At 42.8% G+C, this 21602-nt stretch carries 17 protein-coding genes and 1 pseudogene; 6 read left to right on the forward strand and 12 right to left on the reverse strand.

All coding sequences use genetic code 11. The annotated features are described in order from the left end of the window. Nucleotides 1-6: 6 nt before the first annotated feature. From helD to M1E09_RS16885, 4 genes and pseudogenes are all read right to left on the reverse strand, one after another. The gene (gene helD, locus M1E09_RS16870; protein WP_456272000.1) at nucleotides 7-2277 is read right to left on the reverse strand and encodes an RNA polymerase recycling motor HelD; all 2271 of its coding nucleotides are present in this window, start codon (nucleotides 2275-2277) and stop codon (nucleotides 7-9) included. A 955-nt stretch (nucleotides 2278-3232) separates the two neighbouring features. After that, nucleotides 3233-3592, reverse strand: a pseudogene (gene mscL, locus M1E09_RS16875) (large conductance mechanosensitive channel protein MscL); the annotation flags it as partial. Between the two features lie 96 nt (nucleotides 3593-3688). Further along, nucleotides 3689-4147, reverse strand: a complete 459-nt coding sequence (locus M1E09_RS16880; protein ID WP_456272001.1) for a hypothetical protein — start codon at nucleotides 4145-4147, stop codon at nucleotides 3689-3691. Nucleotides 4148-4568: 421 nt separating this feature from the next. Next, the gene (locus tag M1E09_RS16885) at nucleotides 4569-4886 is read right to left on the reverse strand and encodes a winged helix-turn-helix transcriptional regulator (RefSeq protein ID WP_456272002.1); all 318 of its coding nucleotides are present in this window, start codon (nucleotides 4884-4886) and stop codon (nucleotides 4569-4571) included. A gap of 162 nt (nucleotides 4887-5048) precedes the next feature. On the opposite strand from M1E09_RS16885, the gene M1E09_RS16890 reads away from it, so the two are divergent. Continuing rightward, a complete protein-coding gene (locus M1E09_RS16890) occupies nucleotides 5049-5639 on the forward strand; it encodes a nitroreductase family protein (RefSeq protein WP_456275024.1) in 591 nt (196 codons plus the stop codon). Nucleotides 5640-5858: 219 nt separating this feature from the next. Here the strand turns inward: M1E09_RS16890 and M1E09_RS16895 are convergent, their stop codons facing one another. Further along, complete coding sequence (locus tag M1E09_RS16895) at nucleotides 5859-7508, reverse strand: M20/M25/M40 family metallo-hydrolase (RefSeq protein ID WP_456272003.1); 1650 nt, start codon at nucleotides 7506-7508, stop codon at nucleotides 5859-5861. 176 nt (nucleotides 7509-7684) lie between these two features. On the opposite strand from M1E09_RS16895, the gene M1E09_RS16900 reads away from it, so the two are divergent. The 4 genes from M1E09_RS16900 to M1E09_RS16915 all read left to right on the forward strand — a co-directional run bounded on the left by M1E09_RS16900 (nucleotide 7685) and on the right by M1E09_RS16915 (nucleotide 12069). After that, nucleotides 7685-8983 carry an NCS2 family permease gene (locus tag M1E09_RS16900; RefSeq protein WP_456272004.1) on the forward strand — a complete coding sequence of 433 codons (1299 nt, stop codon included), beginning with the start codon at nucleotides 7685-7687 and terminating at the stop codon, nucleotides 8981-8983. Between the two features lie 964 nt (nucleotides 8984-9947). Next, complete coding sequence (locus M1E09_RS16905; RefSeq protein ID WP_456272005.1) at nucleotides 9948-10895, forward strand: L-lactate dehydrogenase; 948 nt, start codon at nucleotides 9948-9950, stop codon at nucleotides 10893-10895. A gap of 70 nt (nucleotides 10896-10965) precedes the next feature. Further along, the gene (locus M1E09_RS16910; RefSeq protein WP_456272006.1) at nucleotides 10966-11397 is read left to right on the forward strand and encodes a transporter; all 432 of its coding nucleotides are present in this window, start codon (nucleotides 10966-10968) and stop codon (nucleotides 11395-11397) included. 9 nt (nucleotides 11398-11406) lie between these two features. Next, nucleotides 11407-12069 (forward strand): SIMPL domain-containing protein, encoded by a 663-nt coding sequence (locus tag M1E09_RS16915; RefSeq protein WP_456272007.1) that lies wholly within the window; start codon nucleotides 11407-11409, stop codon nucleotides 12067-12069. A 134-nt stretch (nucleotides 12070-12203) separates the two neighbouring features. On the opposite strand, the gene proC is transcribed toward M1E09_RS16915, so the two are convergent. From proC to M1E09_RS16950, 7 genes are all read right to left on the reverse strand, one after another. After that, the gene (gene proC / locus M1E09_RS16920) at nucleotides 12204-13010 is read right to left on the reverse strand and encodes a pyrroline-5-carboxylate reductase (protein ID WP_456272008.1); all 807 of its coding nucleotides are present in this window, start codon (nucleotides 13008-13010) and stop codon (nucleotides 12204-12206) included. A gap of 106 nt (nucleotides 13011-13116) precedes the next feature. Further along, nucleotides 13117-14181, reverse strand: a complete 1065-nt coding sequence (locus M1E09_RS16925; protein WP_456272009.1) for a phosphotransferase enzyme family protein — start codon at nucleotides 14179-14181, stop codon at nucleotides 13117-13119. 123 nt (nucleotides 14182-14304) lie between these two features. Then, nucleotides 14305-15471, reverse strand: coding sequence for a sporulation protein YhbH (gene yhbH / locus M1E09_RS16930; protein WP_456272010.1), 1167 nt, complete (start codon nucleotides 15469-15471; stop codon nucleotides 14305-14307). A gap of 351 nt (nucleotides 15472-15822) precedes the next feature. Then, nucleotides 15823-17718 carry a PrkA family serine protein kinase gene (locus M1E09_RS16935; RefSeq protein WP_456272011.1) on the reverse strand — a complete coding sequence of 632 codons (1896 nt, stop codon included), beginning with the start codon at nucleotides 17716-17718 and terminating at the stop codon, nucleotides 15823-15825. 411 nt (nucleotides 17719-18129) lie between these two features. After that, complete coding sequence (gene nfsA, locus M1E09_RS16940) at nucleotides 18130-18879, reverse strand: oxygen-insensitive NADPH nitroreductase (protein WP_456272012.1); 750 nt, start codon at nucleotides 18877-18879, stop codon at nucleotides 18130-18132. Between the two features lie 141 nt (nucleotides 18880-19020). Then, nucleotides 19021-19494: a tRNA (uridine(34)/cytosine(34)/5-carboxymethylaminomethyluridine(34)-2'-O)-methyltransferase TrmL gene (trmL, locus tag M1E09_RS16945; RefSeq protein ID WP_456272013.1), complete on the reverse strand. Its 474-nt coding sequence runs from the start codon at nucleotides 19492-19494 to the stop codon at nucleotides 19021-19023. 66 nt (nucleotides 19495-19560) lie between these two features. Next, entirely contained in the window at nucleotides 19561-20418 is an 858-nt protein-coding gene (locus tag M1E09_RS16950; protein ID WP_456272014.1) for an amidase domain-containing protein, read from the reverse strand. A 219-nt stretch (nucleotides 20419-20637) separates the two neighbouring features. Here M1E09_RS16950 and M1E09_RS16955 point away from each other — a divergent pair, with 219 nt between their 5' ends. Further along, nucleotides 20638-21537 (forward strand): glycerophosphodiester phosphodiesterase, encoded by a 900-nt coding sequence (locus M1E09_RS16955; protein WP_456272015.1) that lies wholly within the window; start codon nucleotides 20638-20640, stop codon nucleotides 21535-21537. Nucleotides 21538-21602 lie beyond the last annotated feature (65 nt).

The following is a 21602-nucleotide window of genomic DNA, read 5'->3' on the forward strand; positions in this document are numbered from 1 at the left end:
AAAAGATTATTCCAGAAGGAAATCAGCTTTATTTTTTCCGAAGAAGTACAACCTGTGCAGCGGCCTTGTCATCCCGACATAGAGCAGTTTGATATCAAGCTCATTGGCATGACTATATTTCTCATCTATCGAGGCAATAATGACCACGTCAAACTCCAGCCCCTTTGATAGATAAGAAGGAACGACAACGATCTTATCTTTCGGTATGCTTTCCTGTTCGGCAAGAAGCTTGACGCCGCCTGGAAATTGAGACTCCAACAGCCCGGCAATCCGCTCGCAGTCTTTCATCGTTTTTCCGATTACCGCGAACGTTTGGAAGTCTTCTTCCCCCCTTAACACAGCAATCAAGTCTGAGAGCTCACGTGTCAGCTCTCCTTCATTTTCATAACCATAAAATTCGGGTTTATCCCCATGTCGAACGACTGGATTGACTTGTGGAAAATCGTAAGGAAGCTTTTTTAATAGTTTGTTAGCCTCCTCCATAATTTCGATTGTTGTCCGGTAGCTTTTTTGCAGTTCTGTATACGTCGCCCTCGGAAAGATATCTTTATAGACCAACTCCCACGAATCGAGCCCCCGATAGGAATGGATTCCTTGTGCCAGATCGCCGACGAGCGTAAACATATCTGTCTGCAAGGCCGTTTTCAAGGAATAAAGCTGCAGATAGCTGTAATCCTGGGCCTCGTCTATGACTATATTTTTCGCTTTATAGAAAGAGTCTATTCCGAAGAGGGATGTTTGCAGATAAAGAAGCGGCGCAAGGTCTTCCATTTCAAACGTTTTCTTTTTCAACCTTTTCAATGTGTACTCACAAATCTCTCTGGCTTCCGCTTCTGAAAGACGGGCTTCACTATACTCAGAAAGCTTATCCCAGTCAGAAAACAACTCTTCATAATACTGAAGGAGCGACTTCTTTTCGAATTGCTTCATATATTGTGATGCACCAGTACGAATGGCTTTCTGGACTTCCTTCATCCTTGCTGCCTTTTTATCCAGTGCCTGAGAAATATACTCTTTGCGGTTGGCGGCATATTTTTTATGATAGAGAGCTTTTTCAATTTTCTCATCAAAAAACTTTTCTACCTTTTCAACCATCATCTTTTTATTGGTACGAACGTAGCTCTGCAACAGCTGTTTTAACTTCTCAACCCTTCGATAAAGGGGCATGTAGGTATAATCTTCTTTTAAAAGAGAAGTGAATTTTTTGGCAGAAAAAAGCCTGTATTTGTCTACCACGAAATCCTCTGTCGGATAAAACCGGCTTTCAATATCGGCGATATAGGCATCTAAAATCTTTCTGAAATCCCTGGAGCCTTTCCAGCCCGAGATCCAGGCAGCCTGTTTTGCTTCATCGTCCGTTTTTTCTATCAATCGGATCAGTTTATTGTCGTCTGCCAGCTTCAATTCCTTTTCCAGGCATGTCATCACATAATCACTGAATGTCGACTGTCGGACTTTTTCGACCCCAAGTTCAGGGAGGGCTTCAGAAATATAATCAATGAACAATCTGCTTGGCGCCAAAATCATCAGCTGCCTTGGATCAAAATGCTGTTTATAGTTATAGATAAAATAGGAAATTCTGTGAAGTGCAATCGTTGTCTTACCGCTTCCTGCCGCCCCTTGGACGATAATCGGCTTATTCAGGTCGGCACGGATGATCCTGTTTTGTTCTTCTTGTATCGTCGATATAATCTCTGTCAAACGGTTGCTGGAACTTTTGGATAGCGATTCTTGAAGCAGTTCATCGGTGGTCGTCAAATCAATATCACGGATTTCTTCAAGGCTTCCCTCTTCAATCATGTACTGCCTTTTCAGGGAGAGGTTGCCGTGATAGGTTTCATCTTCCGCTTCGTAAGATACCTCACCGATTCTGCCCTCGTAATAGAGATTGGCTATCGGCGAGCGCCAGTCAACTATGATTTGTTCCTGATTCTCGCGCTGGTATAAAGACGTTTTGCCGATATAATGCTTTTCCTCTTCAGGTGATTCGTCGTGTTTGAAATCAATTCTGGCAAAATACGGTTTCTTCTTGGCCTTTTGCAGCGCTTCCAGTTCTTCCTTTGACATTTCGAAAAAGCTGGCATTCGTCAAAATATCGATATAGGCTGCAGATGATTCCAGCCAGTCAACATCACCGAATGCACTTTCGATATTCTCTTTGAACTTGTCTTTGCTTGTTTGGGCGGTTTGAATGACAACGTCAATGTAGCGTTTGGTAAACTCAAGTCTGTCTTTTTCCTTTGATAATTCGGGGTGGTTTTGTGTTTCGTTCGTCATCGTTTTCTCCTTTCCATGTGTTTTCAGCCGCAATGGAGAAAGTTGACAATTATGTAGGCGTTTTTGGAGCAGAAGATTATATTATCAGAAAAGTTCAACGATGACAACATAAAAAGCGCAAGCTCCCCGTTCAGCGGCGTACGGACTGTACCGGCCCCGCATGAGATAAAGGAATCACGAAGAGCAAAGCGATTCGATGATGACTTATCGCAAGGAGGGGACGGGCAGTACGCTAGCCGTTGGGGCGCTGGAGCTGGATTGCACAAAAAAGCGGAAGCGCCTTGTTCAGCCCCGACAGGCATAAGACGAGCCGGCGAGAAGGTTGCTCTTTAACCTTCTTGACGGATTGGCTTATGACCCGAGGGGCTAGGCGCTGGAGCTGGATTACACAAAAAAGCGGAAGCGCCTTGTTCAGCCCCGACAGGCATAAGACGAGCCGGCGAGAAGGTTGCTCTTTAACCTTCTTGACGGATTGGCTTATGACCCGAGGGGCTAGGCGCTGGAGCTGGATTACACAAAAAAGCGGAAGCGCCTTGTTCAGCCCCGACAGGCATAAGACGAGCCGGCGAGAAGGTTGCTCTTTAACCTTCTTGACGGATCGGCTTATGACCCGAGGGGCTAGGCGCTGGAGCTGGATTGCACAAAAAAGCGGAAGCGCCTTGTTCAGCCCCGACAGGCATAAGACGAGCCGGCGAGAAGGTTGCTCTTAACCTTCTTGACGGATCGGCTTATGACCCGAGGGGCTAGGCGCTGGAGCTGGATTGCACAAAAAAGCGCAAGCCCCCGGTAAGCCTCAACAGGCAACCTAATTTTCAATCTGCAAATTTTATAAAAAAACAAGACCGGCACAAAGTATCCCTCTGTATCAGTCTCTTTTCTTAAAGCGTATTGTTGTCCGTCTTCTTTCCGGTGGATATCCCCAGCGGTAATTTTCATTTTCATCTTCTACAGGAATTTTCTTCAGCAAGTCCCTTATTTCCATTAAGACATCAAGATTGGTCGTCGGTTTGATTTCAATCGCTTTTCCTTTTCTGCGGAGTTTGTTAAAGATTTTTATCATCAAGAAGATTGAGAATGCCATCAAAAAGAAGTCGACAAGGGTTTGTATAAAAGCTCCATACCGTACAACCTCTTCACCGATGGGATAACTTAACCCGGCGAAATTCACTCCTCCGAAAAGAATGCCCAAAAAGGGGATCATCATATCTTGCACAAGAGACTCAACGATCTTTCCAAAAGCAGCACCGATCATCACCGCCACTGCAAGGTCAAACACATTTCCTCTTGACATAAACTCCTTAAATTCTTTCCACATCCGGTTTCCTCACCCATATAAAGTATTAGGCCGTTGTCGTATGCCTGGCTAAAATCACGACAATACCTTGTACTAACTTATGCGAAAAGAAGCCCTTTAAGAAGTATGTTCTCCTTTTGGAGTGTACCCTTTGAATGAATTTATTTTTACAATATAGACAATTTGAACAATTAGTCCAGCGACAACGATGGCAATAAGGAACATCATAAACATTTCCCTGAATACCAGGGCTGTTGGGAAACTGAAAATCACCATTAAGTTGAAAATTGTATAGAATGTCTTGAATTTCGCTAAGGACCTGTATTGTTCCTGATTGATACTCTCGTTCACCAATTGAAGGAGGCCCGACAGCAAATTAAGATGAAAAAACAAGGAAATAATCGACACAATTCCTACCACCAATATCTCTAAAGTGATATTTTGGTTCAACTCATTTAGGTTGATATTTGAGAATCCGAAGATTTCAAGGATGGAGAAAATGGCAAGAATGACAGCTGCGTTTTTGGCGTATTTCAGCGAGTGTGTGACAGCAAGGCTTGCGATTCCCTTATACACCAAGATATAGCCTATAAAATCATGGATGGCATTCTTTAACCTTTTTATTGGAGTATATAAGCTTCTTAATTCAAGACCTCAATGTTTCATTGAATATAGAAACAACAGTTGATTGGAGCGGAAGGTGTGCGACCTCCTGCGGGATTAGCGGGACAGGTGAGACCCCGCAGGCGAAGCTGAGGAGGCTCACCGCCCGCCCCGCGGAGTCGCGCACCTGGAGCGGAAATCTTTCAACACCATCCAAATAGGAATTTAAAACAACATCACTGTTTAACAAAGCCTTTTAAAAAATTCCAATGATAACATTCAATCTAAAAGAAAAACTTTCTCATAATAGCAATTAACAGAAAAAACGCAACGGCGAACATGACAATGACGAGAATTTTTTCCTCTTTATTTCCCAGCAACGAAAACATCCTTTCTAGCACTGTTTCATCCATTTCGCGGCCCAGATTTGCACTTCTTCAAGAACCGGTTTTAACTCTTTTCCCATTTCAGTTAAACAATACTCTATCCTTACAGGTTTTTCATTAAATACTACCCTTTTAATAATCCCTTCCTCTTCCAGCTCCTTCAGTCTCTCTGTTAATACTTTTTGGCTGATACCGGGAATCTTTTCATTAATATCTTTAAAACGGGAGGGCTTGTCAAATAATACTTTTATAATGATGCCAACCCACCTTTTTCCGAGAAAGCTGAAAGCAGCTTGAAACCGGGGACAAAGTACTGTATTACTCATAAAAAACACTTCCTTAAGTTTCTTCACTTGACCAACAGATACAACAATAATAAGATGTACATGTCCAAACTTACTAAAAGTAAGTAACTTACAAAAAGATACCACATATTCACAATATTTTCAAACAGGGGGTACAACATCTTGGAAAACATCCTGAAGGCCATGACAGAAAGGCGATCAACGAAAAACTATGATCCTGAAATTGAAATATCCACAGATGAACTAGTAGAGGTTCTTGAATATGCGGGAAGAGCTCCATCCGCATGGAATTTGCAGCAATGGCATTTTTTGACGTTCCACAATAAAGAAGCACAGCAAAAACTCCTGCCAATCGCCTACAATCAGCAACAAATAGTTGATGCCTCTGCAGTAATTGCAGTGCTTGGCGATTTAGAAGCTAATAAAAATATAGATCCGGTTTTCGATCCTTCTATTGAAAAAGGGGATATGACAGCAGAGCTGAAAGATATTCTTGCCGGGCAAATTGAAGGTGCTTACTCGCGTGAGCAATACCCGCGCGATGCTGCCTTCAGCAATGCTTCATTAGCAGCAATGCAGTTAATGCTCGCAGCAAAGGCAAAGGGCTGGGATACCTGCCCGATCGGAGGCTTTAACCCTCAAAAGCTTATGGAAGATTTCGATGTATCCGACCGTTACATTCCCATCATGTTGATTACAATCGGGAAGCCGGTTAAAGAAGCACGGAAGACAGACCGCCTGGATATTAAAAGCCTTATTACGTGGGCTAAATAAATTTGTGGAGAAGAAGCTGATATTGTTCAGCTTCTTTTTTAAAAACCGCTCCAAGTTTTGAATGGTAGTTTTTGCTCCGGTCATATTACTCCACGCCGCCTGCAGTGAGCTGTCTTTGCCCAGCCAACACGGACATATTTAGACACATCTCTTCATGCATGACAGCTTTCTTGCCTCCATAAAAAAACAGCCATCAACATAGTTGACAGCTGTTTGAAGTTACTCTATTTTCAGAAGTTCTCTGGTCACACCCTGAATGATTTTCGGGAGTGTGGAGAAGGTATAGGGCTTATAAACCCTTTCTGTCCACTGATGCCCGTCTTTTCCATATACCCCAATATTGATGGATGGAATGTTCAGTTCGCGGATGCGGTCGATCGGTACCGGATACAGCGATTCAATCATTGGCATATTATCTTTGAAAGCTTCAATTTCTTCATCGCTTTCATGGAGGGAAAGAAAACTTCCATCTGCCAGGTAAGGGAAAAACCGCTTGATTTCGAATTCTTCACCGGTTTCTTCAGAAGTTTTCTGCAGACATTCCCTTAACACCGTATTCACTTTTTTACCGTATTCATTTTCATTGCTTAAGTAGTTATGCGGCAGAAACGGCGGAGCGAAGAACAGGATGACTCTCGGTGTTTTATCAGGATCATGCTGCTGAAGCGCTTCCACAATCGAAAATGCTATTTCACGGTTGTCTTCTCCTGCCATCTTGTTGAGCGTTTCTTTCATTACCTTTTCAGGGTTCAGGCCTTTTTCGGTGAGATGTTCAACAAAATCTTCAAAAGTGGTGACTTCCACCTTCCATGATACTTCACGTTCAGGAAAGTTGTGGAGGCTTCGGTATTTTTCATATTTACCTTTGGAGGATACTTCCAGCTCCTGAACTGAATCCTCCGCTATTTTCAATAACTCCTCCAGCACTTCTTTGGATGTCTTTTTGTATACAAAGTAATTAAAGTACATTCTCGTTTCCAGCGGCGTCTGCACGTTATAGACCGTTTTCTTATCTTTAAAATAAAGGCAGGATGGCGGAAGGACAAATTCTCCTTCTATGTCCTCGAGAAGCTCAATGTTCTGGTTGATCTGCAAATTGATTTTTGAAGCTATCCTTGTCGGATCGATGGATGTCAGTATGTCCCCTACATGGGCTTCCCGGCCCGCTATATAGAAACAAGGAAGGAGTTTCCCGGCGGCCCCTGTATAAATATATCGTTTGCAGTCCCCGTCATAGACTGGGGAAATAAAATCATTATTGATGGCAGCGAGAAACTGTAACCCTTCCGATTTCAGACGGTAGAGTTCATTAATGGCCGCAATCATTCCTGCATGTTCACTTTCCTCATCTGCATTAAACAGGAAAAGAAGGTTTCCATCAAGGCTGCCTGGGTCATTTGAAAAATGAAGCAGGTTGGCCAAATGGACGGCGATACCACTCTGCATATCAAGCGAACCTCTTCCAAACAGCCACTTGCCTGACTGGGCATCTTTTTTTACTTTTTCATCACCTTCAAAATCCGAAAAGAACTTTTCCAGAAGATCGGGGTCGTGAGCCTGCTCCTTTATGATTCCATAATCGTCCGTGCCTACAGTATCATAGTGGGCATGAAACAGAAGTGTCTTGTCAGAGTTTCCATTCACTTTGGCGAAGACGTTGAAACGACTGTGTTCATCACCGGGAATGGGCTGAATCCAAAGGTTTTCCGGATACTGCTGAAAATAAGGAAATTCCTGAATGATTTCCTTGATCAGCTCAGCCTTCCTCTTTTCACCTTCCGTATTATTGTAGCTTTCCATAGCAACCAGAGTTCTGGTCAACAGGTCAATTTGGTCATGGATTGGTTTCCCTTGGAGCTGACGATACATGTCCAGAACATCCTTTCATTTTGTGTTTTTACCATCTTATCGAAGTACCCTCTCATTTGGAAGTGATTCAGTTCAAAAAAATGCAGAGTTTTTCAGAACCCTCTTGAAAAATGAACCATAAACGAATATTATAGAATTTGTGTTTAAAAATCGTTCGTCTTTTTGGAGGTTTCTTCATGTTTAAATTAAAAGAGCACAACACCAATGCCAAGACTGAGGTCATTGCAGGTATAACCACCTTTTTAACGATGGTCTATATTGTAATCGTCAATCCGGTCATTCTTTCCGATGCAGGTGTCCCCTTTGAACAGGTATTCACCGCAACCATCATCTCGGCGATAGTCGGAACACTTTGGATGGCATTATTTGCTAACTATCCGATTGCGATCGCTCCCGGGATGGGCCTGAATGCTTACTTCACCTATTCGGTGGTAGGAGCAAATGATAACATTTCCTATGAAACAGCTTTTGCAGCTGTATTTATTGCCGGTATTATCTTTATCATTCTTTCCCTGACGCCTTTCAGAAAAAACTTAATTGAAGCGATTCCCGAAAATCTAAAGCACGGAATAACCGCCGGAATTGGTTTATTCATTGCTTTTATCGGTTTGCGCCTGACAGGAATCATTACTTCACATCCCGAAAACCTTGTGGCACTGGGTGACCTGCACTCTACATCAGCTGTTTTGGCACTGATCGGCCTAGCCGTTACTTTGATTCTAATGGTTCGCAAAGTCAATGGCGCCTTGTTCCTAGGGATGATTGTCACTGGTATCATTGCGTTCTTCACCGGAGAATTAAAGTTTGAAGGAATCACCTCTCTTCCTTCGCTTCCAGAAGGCTTGATTGTAGCAAACCCAATCACTGCCTTTGCAGATGTATTTCAACACAGCCTTTATGCTGTCGTGTTCTCTTTCTTATTAGTAACTATTTTTGATACAACCGGAACAATGATCGGTGTAGCCGAACAAGCCGGTTTAATGAAAGGAAAGTCTATGCCTCGTGCAAGAGAAGCCCTGCTTGCCGATTCAGTGGCCACTACGGTCGGTTCTATGTTTGGAACAAGCCCGACAAGTGCTTACATTGAATCATCCGCTGGTGTCGCTGCAGGAGGAAGAACCGGCTTAACATCCTTGACGGTTTCAATTCTATTCATCGTGGCTGCTTTCTTTGGCCCGCTGGTGAGTGCGGTGTCAGGTATATCTGCTATCACGGCTCCCGCATTGATTATCGTTGGAAGTCTTATGATGGGAAGTATTTCCCATATCAAATGGAGTGAGCTTGATGAAGCGTTTCCTGCTTTCTTAATCATTCTAAGCATGCCGCTGACTTCCAGTATCGCAACGGGAATTGCCCTTGGATTCATTTCCTATCCTCTCTTGAAAGTGGTAAAAGGGCAATGGAAACAGGTTCATCCTCTTGTGTACCTTTTCGCTGTTTTATTCCTTTATCAGCTGGCATTCCTGCCTCATTAACCAAACGTTCAAACGATATCAGCCTGGACCTAAATCACCGGTCCAGGCTGTTTTTATATACCAATACTTTAACGCTTTAAACCACTAAGAGGGACAGTCCCTTTTCTCGCTTTAAAGCGTTAAAATCTCTTAGACAAGATTATAACGTATTTTGAGAGGGAAAAGGCATGCGGCCGTCATCTATGACCTGCTGCATTTCAGGAAAGCAAAGTAACAGCGCATGACACAAGAAACGGTGTCAGATACAGAAGTAACGATGTAAAACTGATTAGGCGGTTCCCTTCTTTCAGGAATCGTCTTCTTCATTTGCGGGAATGATTGTTATGGATCAGTCAAATTTTTTCTCTTTTAGGGTGAGTTGTTCATATTGCATACATGGGGATTGCTGACATCGCTTAAGTTCCTTCATCCGCCTGATGCCTTCACTTTTTACAGTTTAATTGATGTCTACCGCCGTTTGTGTGCTATCTATTTGCTTTTGTTCATGGTTAGATGGTCTTTATCTCTCGTTTATGTACCAGCTATTTGCTTTCGGGCACGGCCAGATGGTCTTTATCTCTCGCTTTTTTACCAGCTATTTGCTTTCGGGTACGGTTAGATGGTTTTTATCTCTCGTTTGTGTACCAGCTATTTGCTTTCGGGCACGGTTAGATGGTTTTTATCTCTCGTTTGTGTACCAGCTATTTGCTTTCGGGCACGGCCAGATGGTCTTTATCTCTCGCTTTTTTACCAGCTATTTGCTTTCGGGCACGGCCAGATGGTCTTTATCTCTCGCTTTTTTACCAGCTATTTGCTTTCGGGCACGGCCAGATGGTCTTTATCTCTCCCCACCCTGCAAAAGTTTTTGAACTCAAGTGATTTTTGTCACATGATTTTTTTATTCTTCTATGATATATTAATATTGTGAAAAACTTCACAATCAATAATCACTAACATAACAAGCCAAAAATAAGGGTGATATAAAATGACAAAGCACAAAAACAAAGTCGCATTAATCGGAACTGGTTTTGTAGGTTCAAGTTATGCCTTTGCTCTCCTTAACCAAGGCGGGGCACAGGAACTGGTATTAATCGACTTAAATAAAGAAAAAGCAGATGGCGATGCCAGAGACTTGAACCATGGACTCCCCTTCTCTTCTCCAATGAAAATCTGGGCAGGTGACTACAGTGACTGCACTGATGCAGATATTGTAGTCATTACCGCCGGAGCTAACCAGGCGCCTGGTGAAACCAGACTTGACCTGGTAGACAAGAATATCAAAATCTTTAAGAACATTGTGGAAGAAGTAATGAAAAGCGGGTTTGACGGCATCTTCCTTGTTGCAACAAATCCGGTAGACATATTGACTTATGCTACATGGCATTTTTCAGGCCTGCCAAAAGAGCGTGTAATCGGTTCAGGCACAATCCTTGATACAGCTCGTCTCCGCTATCTTCTGGGGCACCATTACGATGTTGATGCCAGGAATGTCCATGCCTATATAATGGGAGAACATGGCGATACTGAATTCCCTGTCTGGAGCCATGCCACCATTGGAGCAAGTCCACTGCGTGAGATGATTGATATGGATTCTCCTGAAACGCAAAAAGAACTGGATGAGATTTTTGTGAATGTAAGGGATGCCGCCTACCATATCATCGAGAGAAAAGGTGCCACTTACTATGGTATCGCGATGGGACTGGTGAGGATCACAAAAGCTATCTTTAATAATGAAAACAGCATTCTTACCGTTTCCGCATTGTTAGATGGCGAGTACAGCACAAATGGCCTTTATATCGGCGTCCCTGCGATTATCAATCGTGAAGGTATCAGAAAAGTGATTGAGATGCCATTGAACCAAAAGGAAACGGAGCAATTTGCCCATTCTGCCCAAACCTTGAAAAATGTAATCAACAGAGCATTCCAAGAGTAAGCTGATTCGACAAATGGCACCGATAATTCCCCCTCCGCATATAGTGAAATTGACTATATATGAGAGGGGTATGTTTATGTACGATTATCGTCAATTCTCCCAATTTCCCGGATTTCCTCCAGGAGGCGGCCAAGGGGGGCAAGGTTTTCCATCCTTTCCACCAGGCGGCGGCCAGGGTTTTCCTGGACAGCCGGGTCAAGGTCAGGGGCAGGCTCAGCCTCCTTCAGGTCCTCCTCCGTCTTTTACACCATCCCAGGCATCAGCACAATCCCTTGGTTCTCCACAAGGAGCACAAGGGCCAAGTACACTCGCAGTTGAATCAGGTGCAATAAGAGGTTGTCTATACCGATATACGTATATCTGGCTGCGGAATGGAAGATCCTTCTGGTTCTACCCAACATTCATCGGGCGCCGCTCAATTTCAGGGTTTAGATGGAACGGTTTCATGTGGATCTATTTTGGTACTGATTTAAGAAGAATCAGGTCATTCCAATGCTTTTAGGTGATGACGATGTATTATCAACAACCTATGAGGAATCATTCTGAAATGAAGAATGCCAGGACCGTCAGTGTCACGGGTGAAAAAACGGTAGATGCACAGCCGGATATGGCCATAGCGCAGATCGGCGTTGTCACCAGTGACAAAGAATTGGTTACTGCACAAAATGAAAATAACGAGATCAGTACAGCCATTCTTAATTCATTCAAGCAGAACGGGATAGCTGAAAAAGACATTCAGACATCCACTTATCAAATTTATCCTCAATACGATTACCAGGACGGGAAACAGATGTTCAAAGGCTATGAAGTAAGACAGGTTTTTTCTGTGAAAATTAAAGACATAGATAAAATCGGAAAAGTCATCGACGATGCTGTCCAAAGCGGTGCTAATATCATTGAAAGAGTCCAATTCGCCATTTCGGAACCTCGCGTCTATTATCAGCAGGCACTTTCAAAGGCTTATGAAGATGCTTTCCGAAAGGCAAAAGTGCTTGCCCGATCAGCAGGAATGAACCTTAATCCCCAGCCTGTCGAGATCATTGAAGAAACCAGCATACCTTCGATTCCCCAACCTGGAAAATCATTTGTGCTGGCTGCCGAAGCTTCCACTCCTGTACCGCCCGGGGAAGTCGGCATAATGGCAAGACTGAATGTGAAGTATAAGCTGATGTAATAGAAAAAACACCGGTTGCCGGTGTTTTTCTTGTTTTAAGGAAGCTGAGATTCAGGTCCATGTCATCCTTCATATTTTTATTCTTCCGTTCTTTCCCTCGATTACTGACCACGTTCCATTGGGAAATCCTTTCTTTAGTCGATCATGTTTTTGGATTTCTTGAAACAGCTTTCCATTGCAGATATCACAGAAGCGCGGAAGCCTGTTTTTTCAAGAGAATTAACTGCTTCTATTGTTGCCCCGCCTGGTGAACATACTGCATCCTTAAGCTCTCCGGGATGGCTTCCTGTTTCCAACACCATTTTTGCAGCTCCCAGTACAGCCTGTGATGCCAATTTATAGGCTTTTTCACGGGGAATCCCCTGCTGAACGGCTCCATCTGCCAAAGCTTCAATGAACATGAAGACATAAGCAGGGGAAGACCCACTCACTGCAGGCACCGCATCCATCAGGCTTTCCTCTAATATCTCTGCGTCTCCAAAGCTTTTGAACAGTTCTACAACCGCTGAAACCTCTTCCTCGGTTACATTTTTGTTCGGACATAGTGCGCTCATCCCTTCCCCGACCAAGGAGGGTGTATTCGGCATCGTGCGCACTATTTTGACGCTTTTGCCAAATTGTTCACCTAACGAATCCAGTGTCACTCCTGCCGCTATGGTAATGATGATGGTATTCTCATGAATCGAGTCCTTTATCTCCTCTATTACTCCTTCATACTGATCGGGCTTAACTGCGAGAAATAGATAATCAGCAAAACCAGCCACTTTCTTGTTATCCCTTGTTGTTTCAATATTGAATTCTTCGTTAATAGCCGTTATTGTTTTCTCAGTAAGAGCACTTGCAATAATATTACCCGCTGCCGTTAGTTCAGAGGACAGCAAACCGCCGAGAATGGCCTTGGCCATATTCCCGCTCCCAATAAATCCAATTTTCTTTTGCATATCTTCACATCCTGTATCGTAATGGCACTACTGATACCGTATTATAACGAGCCTGGCATTTCAAGAAAAAGCAAATTTACCAACACATTTTCTGCGCATCTAGAGCTTATTCACCTTTAACTTTATTTAGAATCTGCTCATAGTCAAGGCTGACCATAAGTTCGTCACGCTCCAATCTTTCCTTGATCCCGCTGATGGCACTTGCCTCTCGTGCAGATAAATTCTCAACATCAAACTTCTTATTGAACACAGTGAACAATACGTAATCCCTCAACTTGAGAAATAGAGGAATTCTCTTAATCCACTCATCACCAAGGCTGTTTTCTTCAAAATATCCTTTCAGGAAATGAGTGAGAAATTCTTCTCCGAACCCAGATCGTTCATTCAAATTTTCACCGCTCATCTTTGCCCACGTTGAATAAAAAAGAGGGATTGCGATATCACTGGCAAACCAGTGATAAGAACTGTCATCAAAATCAAAGACATGGACCTCCCCTTCATGATAAAAGAAATTCCCGGAGTGGATATCGGAATGGATAAGACCATATTCCTCTTTTCCTGCTGACAGCGAGGTTAGCTGTTTGACAAGCTCCTTTCCTCCTTTAACAATTGCCTCTTCTGTTGAAGGCAGGTAGATTTCCATATTCTTCAGGAGGTCATCATCATACCAGTGCTCTCTCGCCGTTTCTCCTTCCTGATAGTCTTTCGTCACTCTATGCATTTTCCCGATTGTCCTGCCCCATTCTTTATAGAGTGCAGGGGCCATCCATTCGGATTTAACACTGACAGGTTCACCCGGTGCTTTGTCGAACAGGCAAACAAAGAAAGAAGTATCATCCACAGGGATTTCCTCCACAATATTACCGTTTTCCGAGTGGCTCACAAGCGAGACATTGACACCTTGTGAATGAAGGTAATTCACCCATTCCAGCTCTGCCTCTACCTGATCTTTGCATCTGTGAGAACTGTGCGTGAGCCTGAGGATGTAGGGCCTGTCGTTTTTATGTATTTCAAAAACATAGTTTTCAAAGTCACCAAGCTTTTTTGCGTTTGCAATATCAGCACCATAAAATTCAGCAGCTTTCTGTAAGACTTCTTTTGAAAACAAATCCTCTACCCATCTTTCCATCATATGTACCTCCCATTTTTCATTCCCTACTAAGTTCGCCATGATAAAGAAATCTCCTCCAAGGCTATCCGCTTTACTCCTTTAAAGCGCCATAAGGGACTGTCCCTCTTAGTGATTTAAAGCATTAAAGGTTCAGGAAAAATAAAAGACAGGTTTCCCTGTCTTTTAAGCGTACATCTTATTTTCTTCGTTTTTGAAGAAGCTTTTCATGGCATGGAATACGTCTGCTTTTTGTTTAAGGATGAAGTACCTGAATTGTTCATCTTTCATGTTTTTGTAGGCACTCATCAGAGTCGAATGGCGGTTATACTGATTCACTTCGCCATAGCCGAACATGTTGGATACTTTCATCAATTCTTCTACAAGCTTCACGCAGCGGACGTTGTCGGAAGTCAAGTTGTCGCCGTCTGAGAAATGGAATGGATAGATATTATATCTTGAAGGCTGATACTTGGTTTCTATCAGTTCCAATGCTTTTCTGTAGGCTGAAGAACAAATGGTTCCTCCGCTTTCTCCCCTGGAGAAGAAGTGTTCTTCCGACACTACTCTTGCTTCTGTATGGTGAGCAATAAATTCGATTTCCACCGTTTCATATTTCGTTCTGAGAAACCTTGTCATCCAGAAGAAGAAGCTTCTTGCCATATACTTTTCCCATACGCCCATCGATCCGCTCGTATCCATCATCGCAAGCACGACCGCTTTTGATTCTGGTTTCATTACTTCGTTCCACGTCCTGAATTTCAAGTCATCCTGCGTAATCGGATGAAAGCTTGGTTTTCCGCTTATGGCATTTCGTTTAAAAGCTGACATCATCGTTTTCTTCTTGTCAATGTTGCCCATTAATCCAGTTTTACGGATATCATTGAATTCTATATTCTCCACCGTTTGGATATCTTGTTCTTTTTTCTTCAAGTTGGGCAGTTCCAATTGGCTGAACAGCGCCTCTTCGATTTCCATCATTGAAACTTCTGCTTCATAGTAATCTTCTCCAGCCTGATCCCCTGCACCTTGGCCTTTCCCAGGACCTTTTTGCTGTGAGCCGTCTCTCGCTACCACATCTCCAACCTGACTGTCTCCCTGCCCCTGCCCGACGTGTTTGTTCTTATCATGATTATAGCGGATTTTGTATTCATCTAATGATCTTATTGGAATTTTCACAACGTCACGGCCGTTTGACATAATAATATTTTCTTCGGAGATTAAGTCTGGCAGATTGTTCTTTATGGCATCTTGAACTTTTTCCTGGTGCCTTTGCTGATCATCATAGCCTTTGCGGTGGAGGGACCAGTCTTCCTTCGAAATCACAAACTGATGATTATCCATTTGACTCATTCTATTCCCCTCCTTATTTAATTTTTTCACAAAGATACAACTGGTTGCATATACTGTCTTGAGTGCCAAAATTAGAAATTCAACAAAGATAAAACTATTGCTGATTACTCTATACTATGCAGAAGCGCCGATAAATTTACAAATTATTTCGACAATTGTACGAATACCTATAAAATGGACAAGCCTGCAATTCTTGAGTAATCAGGTGTGTATAAATAAGTATTAAAGTGACAGGCTTCTTATGAGTAAAATCAGTCAAAAATTGAAAAATGGGCGGATGCCTCATCCTGCTTCGATAAAAAATAGAGAGCTGACAGCCACGGTTACCAGGGCTGCCAGCTCTTTCTATCATTATCTATTCAACAAGCTTCCGACATACTTCAATAAGTCATTGGCTGATGATGAATTATACCCGTGCTCATCAATCAGGCGCGCCACAACTTCATTGACCTTTTTCAACTGCTGTTCATCCGGTGTTTTGGAGGAAGTCGTTATTTTCACTACATCTTTAAGGTCAGCAAACAGCTTCTTCTGGATCGCTTCTCTTAAACGGTCATGTGAATTATAATCGAACCTCTTGCCTTTGCGGGCATAAGCTGAAATTCGGATAAGAATTTCTTCGCGGAAAGCCTTCTTGGCGTTTTCACTGATACCGATTTGCTCCTCAATTGAGCGCATCAACTTTTCATCAGGATTGATTTCTTCCCCTGTCAGAGGATCGCGAAGCTTAGCCTTATTGCAGTATGCTTCAACGTTATCCAGGTAATTGTCCATAAGCGTTTTGGCGGATTCTTCATATGAATAGACGAATGCTTTTTGAACCTCTTTTTTCGCAATATCATCATATTCTTTCCGTGCTACTGAGATGAAATTGAGATACTTCTCTCTCAACTCCTGGGTAATGGATGGATGCTGATCCAGTCCTTCTTTCAAGGATCTCAGCACATCAAGGGCATTAATTGAATGAACCTCTTTTCGGATAATCGTTGATGAGATCCTGTTAATGACATAGCGGGGATCAATTCCGCTCATCCCTTCATCCTGGTACTCTTTCTTCATTTCTTCTACATCAGCAGAATTGAAACCTTCCACATTCTTTCCGTCATATAGCCTCATTTTCTTAAGAAGGTCAATGTCTCCTCGTTTTGGCTCTTTCAACCTTGTCAGGATGGTAAACATGGCTGCGACTCTTAAAGTGTGCGGTGCAATATGGACATCCGATACATCACTCTCATTTATCATTTTTTCATAGATTTTTTCTTCCTGGGTCACTTTTAGATTATATGGCACCGGCATGACAATAATCCTTGAATGCAGAGCCTCATTCTTCTTATTTGAAATAAATGAACGGTATTCCGTTTCATTCGTATGGGCAACCACCAGTTCATCCGCTGAGATAAGTGCAAATCTTCCGGCTTTAAAATTACCCTCTTGTGTAAGAGAGAGCAAATGCCACAAGAATTTCTCATCACACTTGAGCATCTCCTGGAATTCCATCAATCCGCGGTTCGCCTTATTCAATTCACCATCGAACCGATAGGCCCTTGGATCGGATTCTGATCCATATTCAGCAATGGTAGAGAAATCAATGCTTCCTGTCAGGTCGGCAATGTCCTGCGATTTAGGGTCGGATGGACTGAAAGTACCGACACCCACCCGTTTATCTTCTGAAAAGAACACTCTCTCGACCAGAACATCTTCTATCCTGCCGCTGTATTCTTTTTCAACCCTCATCGTATTCAATGGAGATAGATTGCCTTCAATCCTGATTCCATGATCATTAAAGAAATCTTCCCTTAAATGCTGGGGAATCAAGTGAAGCGGATCTTCATGCATCGGGCATCCTTTAATCGCATAAATTGCTCCGCGATCAGTACGGGAATAGGCTTCCAGTCCCCGCTTAAGCATGGATACCAATGTAGATTTACCGCCGCTGACCGGCCCCATCAGCAGAAGAATTCTTTTGCGTACATCCAGCCTTTTGGCAGCCGGGTGAAAGTATTCCTCCACCAGTCTTTCTAATGCTTCCTCAAGCCCAAACAGCTGGTTGCTGAAAAACTTGTATTTTCTTTTTCCATTAACCTCTTCTACCCCTGCATCCTTGATCATATTGAACACACGTGAATGTGCTGACTGAGCAACAATCGGTCTCTCTTTAATAATTTCAAGATAATCTGCAAATGTGCCTTCCCATTTCAACTTTTCTTCTTCAACTCGATAGCCTTCAATCTTTTTTAAAATATCCATAAAGGACCTCCCCTGTCACTTGTTGAGAGCGATTATTATACTCTATGCCCTCATTCAGACAAACATGCTAACTAAAGTGCTTCTTGGAAAAAATGTGAGCCGGGTTTGAAAAATTGTCATAAAATCACATCAAAAAAATCGGGGTTAACATTCACATCATCAGGGAAATAGGCTATACTAAGAGAAGGAAAAAACACTCGAATCACTACTTAAGGAGGATTACATAGATATGGGTACAATTATCATTCTAGGCGTTACTGCTGCATTCCTTTCAGCGATCTTCACTGCAGGCTATAACAACAAACCAGGAACAAATAAAGACTGATTCAAACACCCAAAAGCCCTGCCGGTTGCCGGCAGGGCTTTTGTATTTGCAGAGTCCTCATATTGCTCAATCGCCTCTTGTACCATTTACTTCAGATCATATTTCTTCTTTTCAACAAACTCTTTCATGTACATCCGCTTTTTGGCAGACAGCATTCTTCCCATTTGCGAGGACCAGGTATCGTTTCTTTTTCCATTGGTCCGGTCGTGATAGTACTTGGATACCACTTCGTCATATTCTTCTAACTCCTGGTGGATCGTTTCTTTGTCAGATTCATATTTATTTTCATGATAAACGTGATGTAACGGAAGTCTTGGCTTGGTTTCGTTGTCTTCATCCGGAACTCCCACAGCCAACCCGAATAACGGAATCACCCTGTCAGGAAGGCGGAGGACATCACTGACGGCGTTCAGGTCGTTACGTATTCCGCCAATATAGCAGATTCCCAGTCCCATCGACTCTGCAGCGACACTTGCATTTTGGGCAGCAAGCGCGGCATCAATCAGTGCCACCATGAATTTCTCCGTGCTTTCCAGGGATTCGATTACTTCAGCACTTTCCTTTTCACCAATCACTTCATGCCTGTAAAGATCAGCACAGAATACAAAGAAGTGGCCATTTTTCTCGACATAGCTTTGATTACCGGCAATGGCAGCAAGTTCTGCTTTTTTATCAGAATCAGTTATACCTATTATGGAGTAGGCCTGTATCATGCTTGAAGTGGATGCAGATTGTGCACTTTTGACCAGGGTTTCAATTTGTTCCGCACTGAGCTTTTCATCTGTGAACTTCCTGACCGATTTATGTGATAAGATTGTATCAATTGTTGAATTCATTTCTTACAGCCTCCATCTATCATTTTATTCTCTATGTTAAGGCTGCCCTATTGCCATTACAAATAAAAAGAACCGAGAGGACTCGATTCTTTTGAATGCCTTTATTTTTATTCAGGCTGGGTTAAAGATTATCCAGAAAACCTATTTAAGACGCAGAAAACCCTGCTGGCGCAACGCCTCGTAGACAACAATGGCTGCTGTATTCGACAGATTCAGTGAACGGACATTGTCATTCATCGGTATTCTCAGGCAGCGGTCCTGGTTATTGGCGATGATTTCATCCGGGAGCCCGTTTGTTTCTTTACCAAAAATAAAGTAATAATCTTTATCCTTCTGACTGTAATCATATCCCGAATGGACTTTCTGGCCATGCTTTGTTAAGTAGAAGAACTCTCCGCCAGCATTTTTTTCAAAGAATTCATCAAGCGAATCATAAAAGACTATTTCTACAAACTGCCAGTAATCGAGACCAGCCCTGCGCAGCATTTTATCATCTGTGGAAAATCCCAATGGCCTGATCAGATGAAGAGTCGTACCAGTCGCAGCACAGGTCCTGGCGATATTGCCTGTGTTTGCCGGAATTTCTGGTTGATATAGAACTACATGTATACCCACTTTTCAGTCACCTCATCAATAAACTCTAAGTGACATTATACCACTGTCCTTCCCGCGGACAACACTCTAGCGGTCATCCACGATCGTAAAGAACTTATATTTAATATTTGGTGTATAGGCAGTCGAATCTTCATAACTCCAATACCTCAGTCTGCTGTTCGTTGTATGTGCATTCACCAATGGCATGCCGAATGCATCTTTTGAAGTCACAATCGTATTATGATTGTATCGGCCGTCTCCTTCAAAATCATAGCAGATCACATCTCCAAGCTTCAGTTCATCCGGGCTGTTCACTTCTCTTGCCCTCACTCCTGTCTCAGATGCAGGTAAATACCTCCTGAGGGCATTGGCCACCGACCAGCTGTAGCTCCAGTTATTGTTCCTCATCCACCACCCTTTCCCCCGGTTCGGGTATCCCCTCATTGGACCATTGCCGGCATGAAGGCATTGTGAGATAAAGTTAGTACAGTCGACCTCAAATTTTTTGTAAGCCGGGTTATAACTGTTCCACCATTTTTCGGCATATTGCACTGCCTTCAGCCTGTCATATTGGTAAGTATAACGCTCATCCTCCTGTTCGCGAAAGGAGATTTCCGGCTGCACATCAGTTGGGTACTGAACCATTGCTTCTTCGTCACTGACCAGGTCGTCACCATAAAAAAAAGCTTCCCTCCATTCAGCTTCTTCCTCGATATGCATCAGATCTTTTTGTTTGATTAAATATTTCATATGGACGGAATAATCAACGCGGCTTCCATTTTCAATTGCCTCTATCCGGTAAACTTTACCTGTCCCCTCCACCTTTACAATTTCACCGTTTCTTCGGTTTAATAAGTCATTTTTTCTCTGTATCTTATCAGAGCCTTTTCCATCCACAAAACATGCGATTCTGTCCTCCAGCTTTGCCATCAGTTTCTTTCTCATTTGCCCGCCTCCTTCTCTCATTCATTTTTATGTTAATAGGAGACGGAACAAAACCACTATTTCAGATCAGGAAGCTCTTTCGCTATTATTAAGTCTTCATGCTGACCAACCCTATCACTTCTGCATATCTTGTATTAAATACAAAATATGTGTAAAAACCTTCCTCTCATGGGTATAGACTTTAAAAAGGACTATTTTATCAACAAATGGAAAGGAGGAATGATTATTAGGATATTCTTATCTTTTTTGCTCAGTTTCTCTGTTTTCTGCTTCTTAAACGGGATAACCGAATCCTTTGCCGCTGATAAAGAAGATAACACATTAATCGTCGCCCACCGCGGAGCCTCTTCATTAGCCCCTGAAAACACGTTATCTGCATTTGATAAAGCAGTCAGCCTGAAAGCCGACTATATTGAGCTCGATGTACAAATGACGAAGGATGGCGAGATTATTGTCATGCATGACGTGACCGTTGACCGTACTACCAATGGCTCTGGCAGGGTAAAGAACCTCACTTATGAACAAATAGCCGATCTGGATGCTGGCAGCTGGTTCAGCCCTAAATTCCAAGGAGAAAGAGTCCCTGCACTTCAAACTGTACTGGATCGATATGAAGGAAAAATCGGCATCCTTATTGAATTGAAGAAACCTTCTATTTACCCCGAGATTGAAGAGGAGCTCGCAAAGCTCTTAGCTGAACGAATCACCCCTGGAGGTCCTGCTCCAAAAATCATCGTACAGTCATTCAACAAGCAGTCGATTATTGAATTTCATGAATTGAACCCCTCAATCCCAACTGGCATAATTGTTGGGACCTCAACAGATTATGCCTCAGAGGAGGACTTGTTTGCAGTTGATGGATTTGCCTCCTTTATCAATCCTAATGCCTCACTTGTAACTGAAAGTTTTATGAAACAAGCTAAAGAAAAGAACCTGAATGTTTTCAGTTGGACAGTAGCCGACTCAAAAACTGCAAACCACCTAAAGAGATTAAATGTAAACGGCATTGTCACCGATTACCCTGCTGAAAACTACTTCGGTTCTGATAATGCACTGAACCAAGCTTCGTTCCTGATAAGTGCCATTACGTTCCTTTTTATGCTCCTGTGGAGAAAATAGTCCATCTGGCTTTTCATTAAGAATGGCAACCCTGTCCCGATGTCAAAGTAGAGAACCCTATTCTC

It is taken from the genome of Bacillus sp. AK031 (assembly GCF_053903065.1).

Bases quoted from the DNA above. Each gene is read 5' to 3' on its own strand.
- M1E09_RS16885 (WP_456272002.1), bottom strand. From the start codon at position 4,886: ATGAGTAATACAGTACTTTGTCCCCGGTTTCAAGCTGCTTTCAGCTTT.
- M1E09_RS16895 (WP_456272003.1), bottom strand. From the start codon at position 7,508: ATGTATCGTCAGCTCCAAGGGAAACCAATCCATGACCAAATTGACCTG.
- yhbH (WP_456272010.1), bottom strand. From the start codon at position 15,471: ATGAGTCAAATGGATAATCATCAGTTTGTGATTTCGAAGGAAGACTGG.
- M1E09_RS16905 (WP_456272005.1), top strand. From the start codon at position 9,948: ATGACAAAGCACAAAAACAAAGTCGCATTAATCGGAACTGGTTTTGTA.
- M1E09_RS16950 (WP_456272014.1), bottom strand. From the start codon at position 20,418: ATGAGAAAGAAACTGATGGCAAAGCTGGAGGACAGAATCGCATGTTTT.
- proC (WP_456272008.1), bottom strand. From the start codon at position 13,010: ATGCAAAAGAAAATTGGATTTATTGGGAGCGGGAATATGGCCAAGGCC.
- M1E09_RS16890 (WP_456275024.1), top strand. From the start codon at position 5,049: ATGACAGAAAGGCGATCAACGAAAAACTATGATCCTGAAATTGAAATA.
- nfsA (WP_456272012.1), bottom strand. From the start codon at position 18,879: ATGAATTCAACAATTGATACAATCTTATCACATAAATCGGTCAGGAAG.
- M1E09_RS16910 (WP_456272006.1), top strand. From the start codon at position 10,966: ATGTTTATGTACGATTATCGTCAATTCTCCCAATTTCCCGGATTTCCT.
- M1E09_RS16925 (WP_456272009.1), bottom strand. From the start codon at position 14,181: ATGGCGAACTTAGTAGGGAATGAAAAATGGGAGGTACATATGATGGAA.
- helD (WP_456272000.1), bottom strand. From the start codon at position 2,277: ATGACGAACGAAACACAAAACCACCCCGAATTATCAAAGGAAAAAGAC.
- M1E09_RS16915 (WP_456272007.1), top strand. From the start codon at position 11,407: ATGTATTATCAACAACCTATGAGGAATCATTCTGAAATGAAGAATGCC.
- M1E09_RS16935 (WP_456272011.1), bottom strand. From the start codon at position 17,718: ATGGATATTTTAAAAAAGATTGAAGGCTATCGAGTTGAAGAAGAAAAG.
- M1E09_RS16900 (WP_456272004.1), top strand. From the start codon at position 7,685: ATGTTTAAATTAAAAGAGCACAACACCAATGCCAAGACTGAGGTCATT.
- M1E09_RS16955 (WP_456272015.1), top strand. From the start codon at position 20,638: ATGATTATTAGGATATTCTTATCTTTTTTGCTCAGTTTCTCTGTTTTC.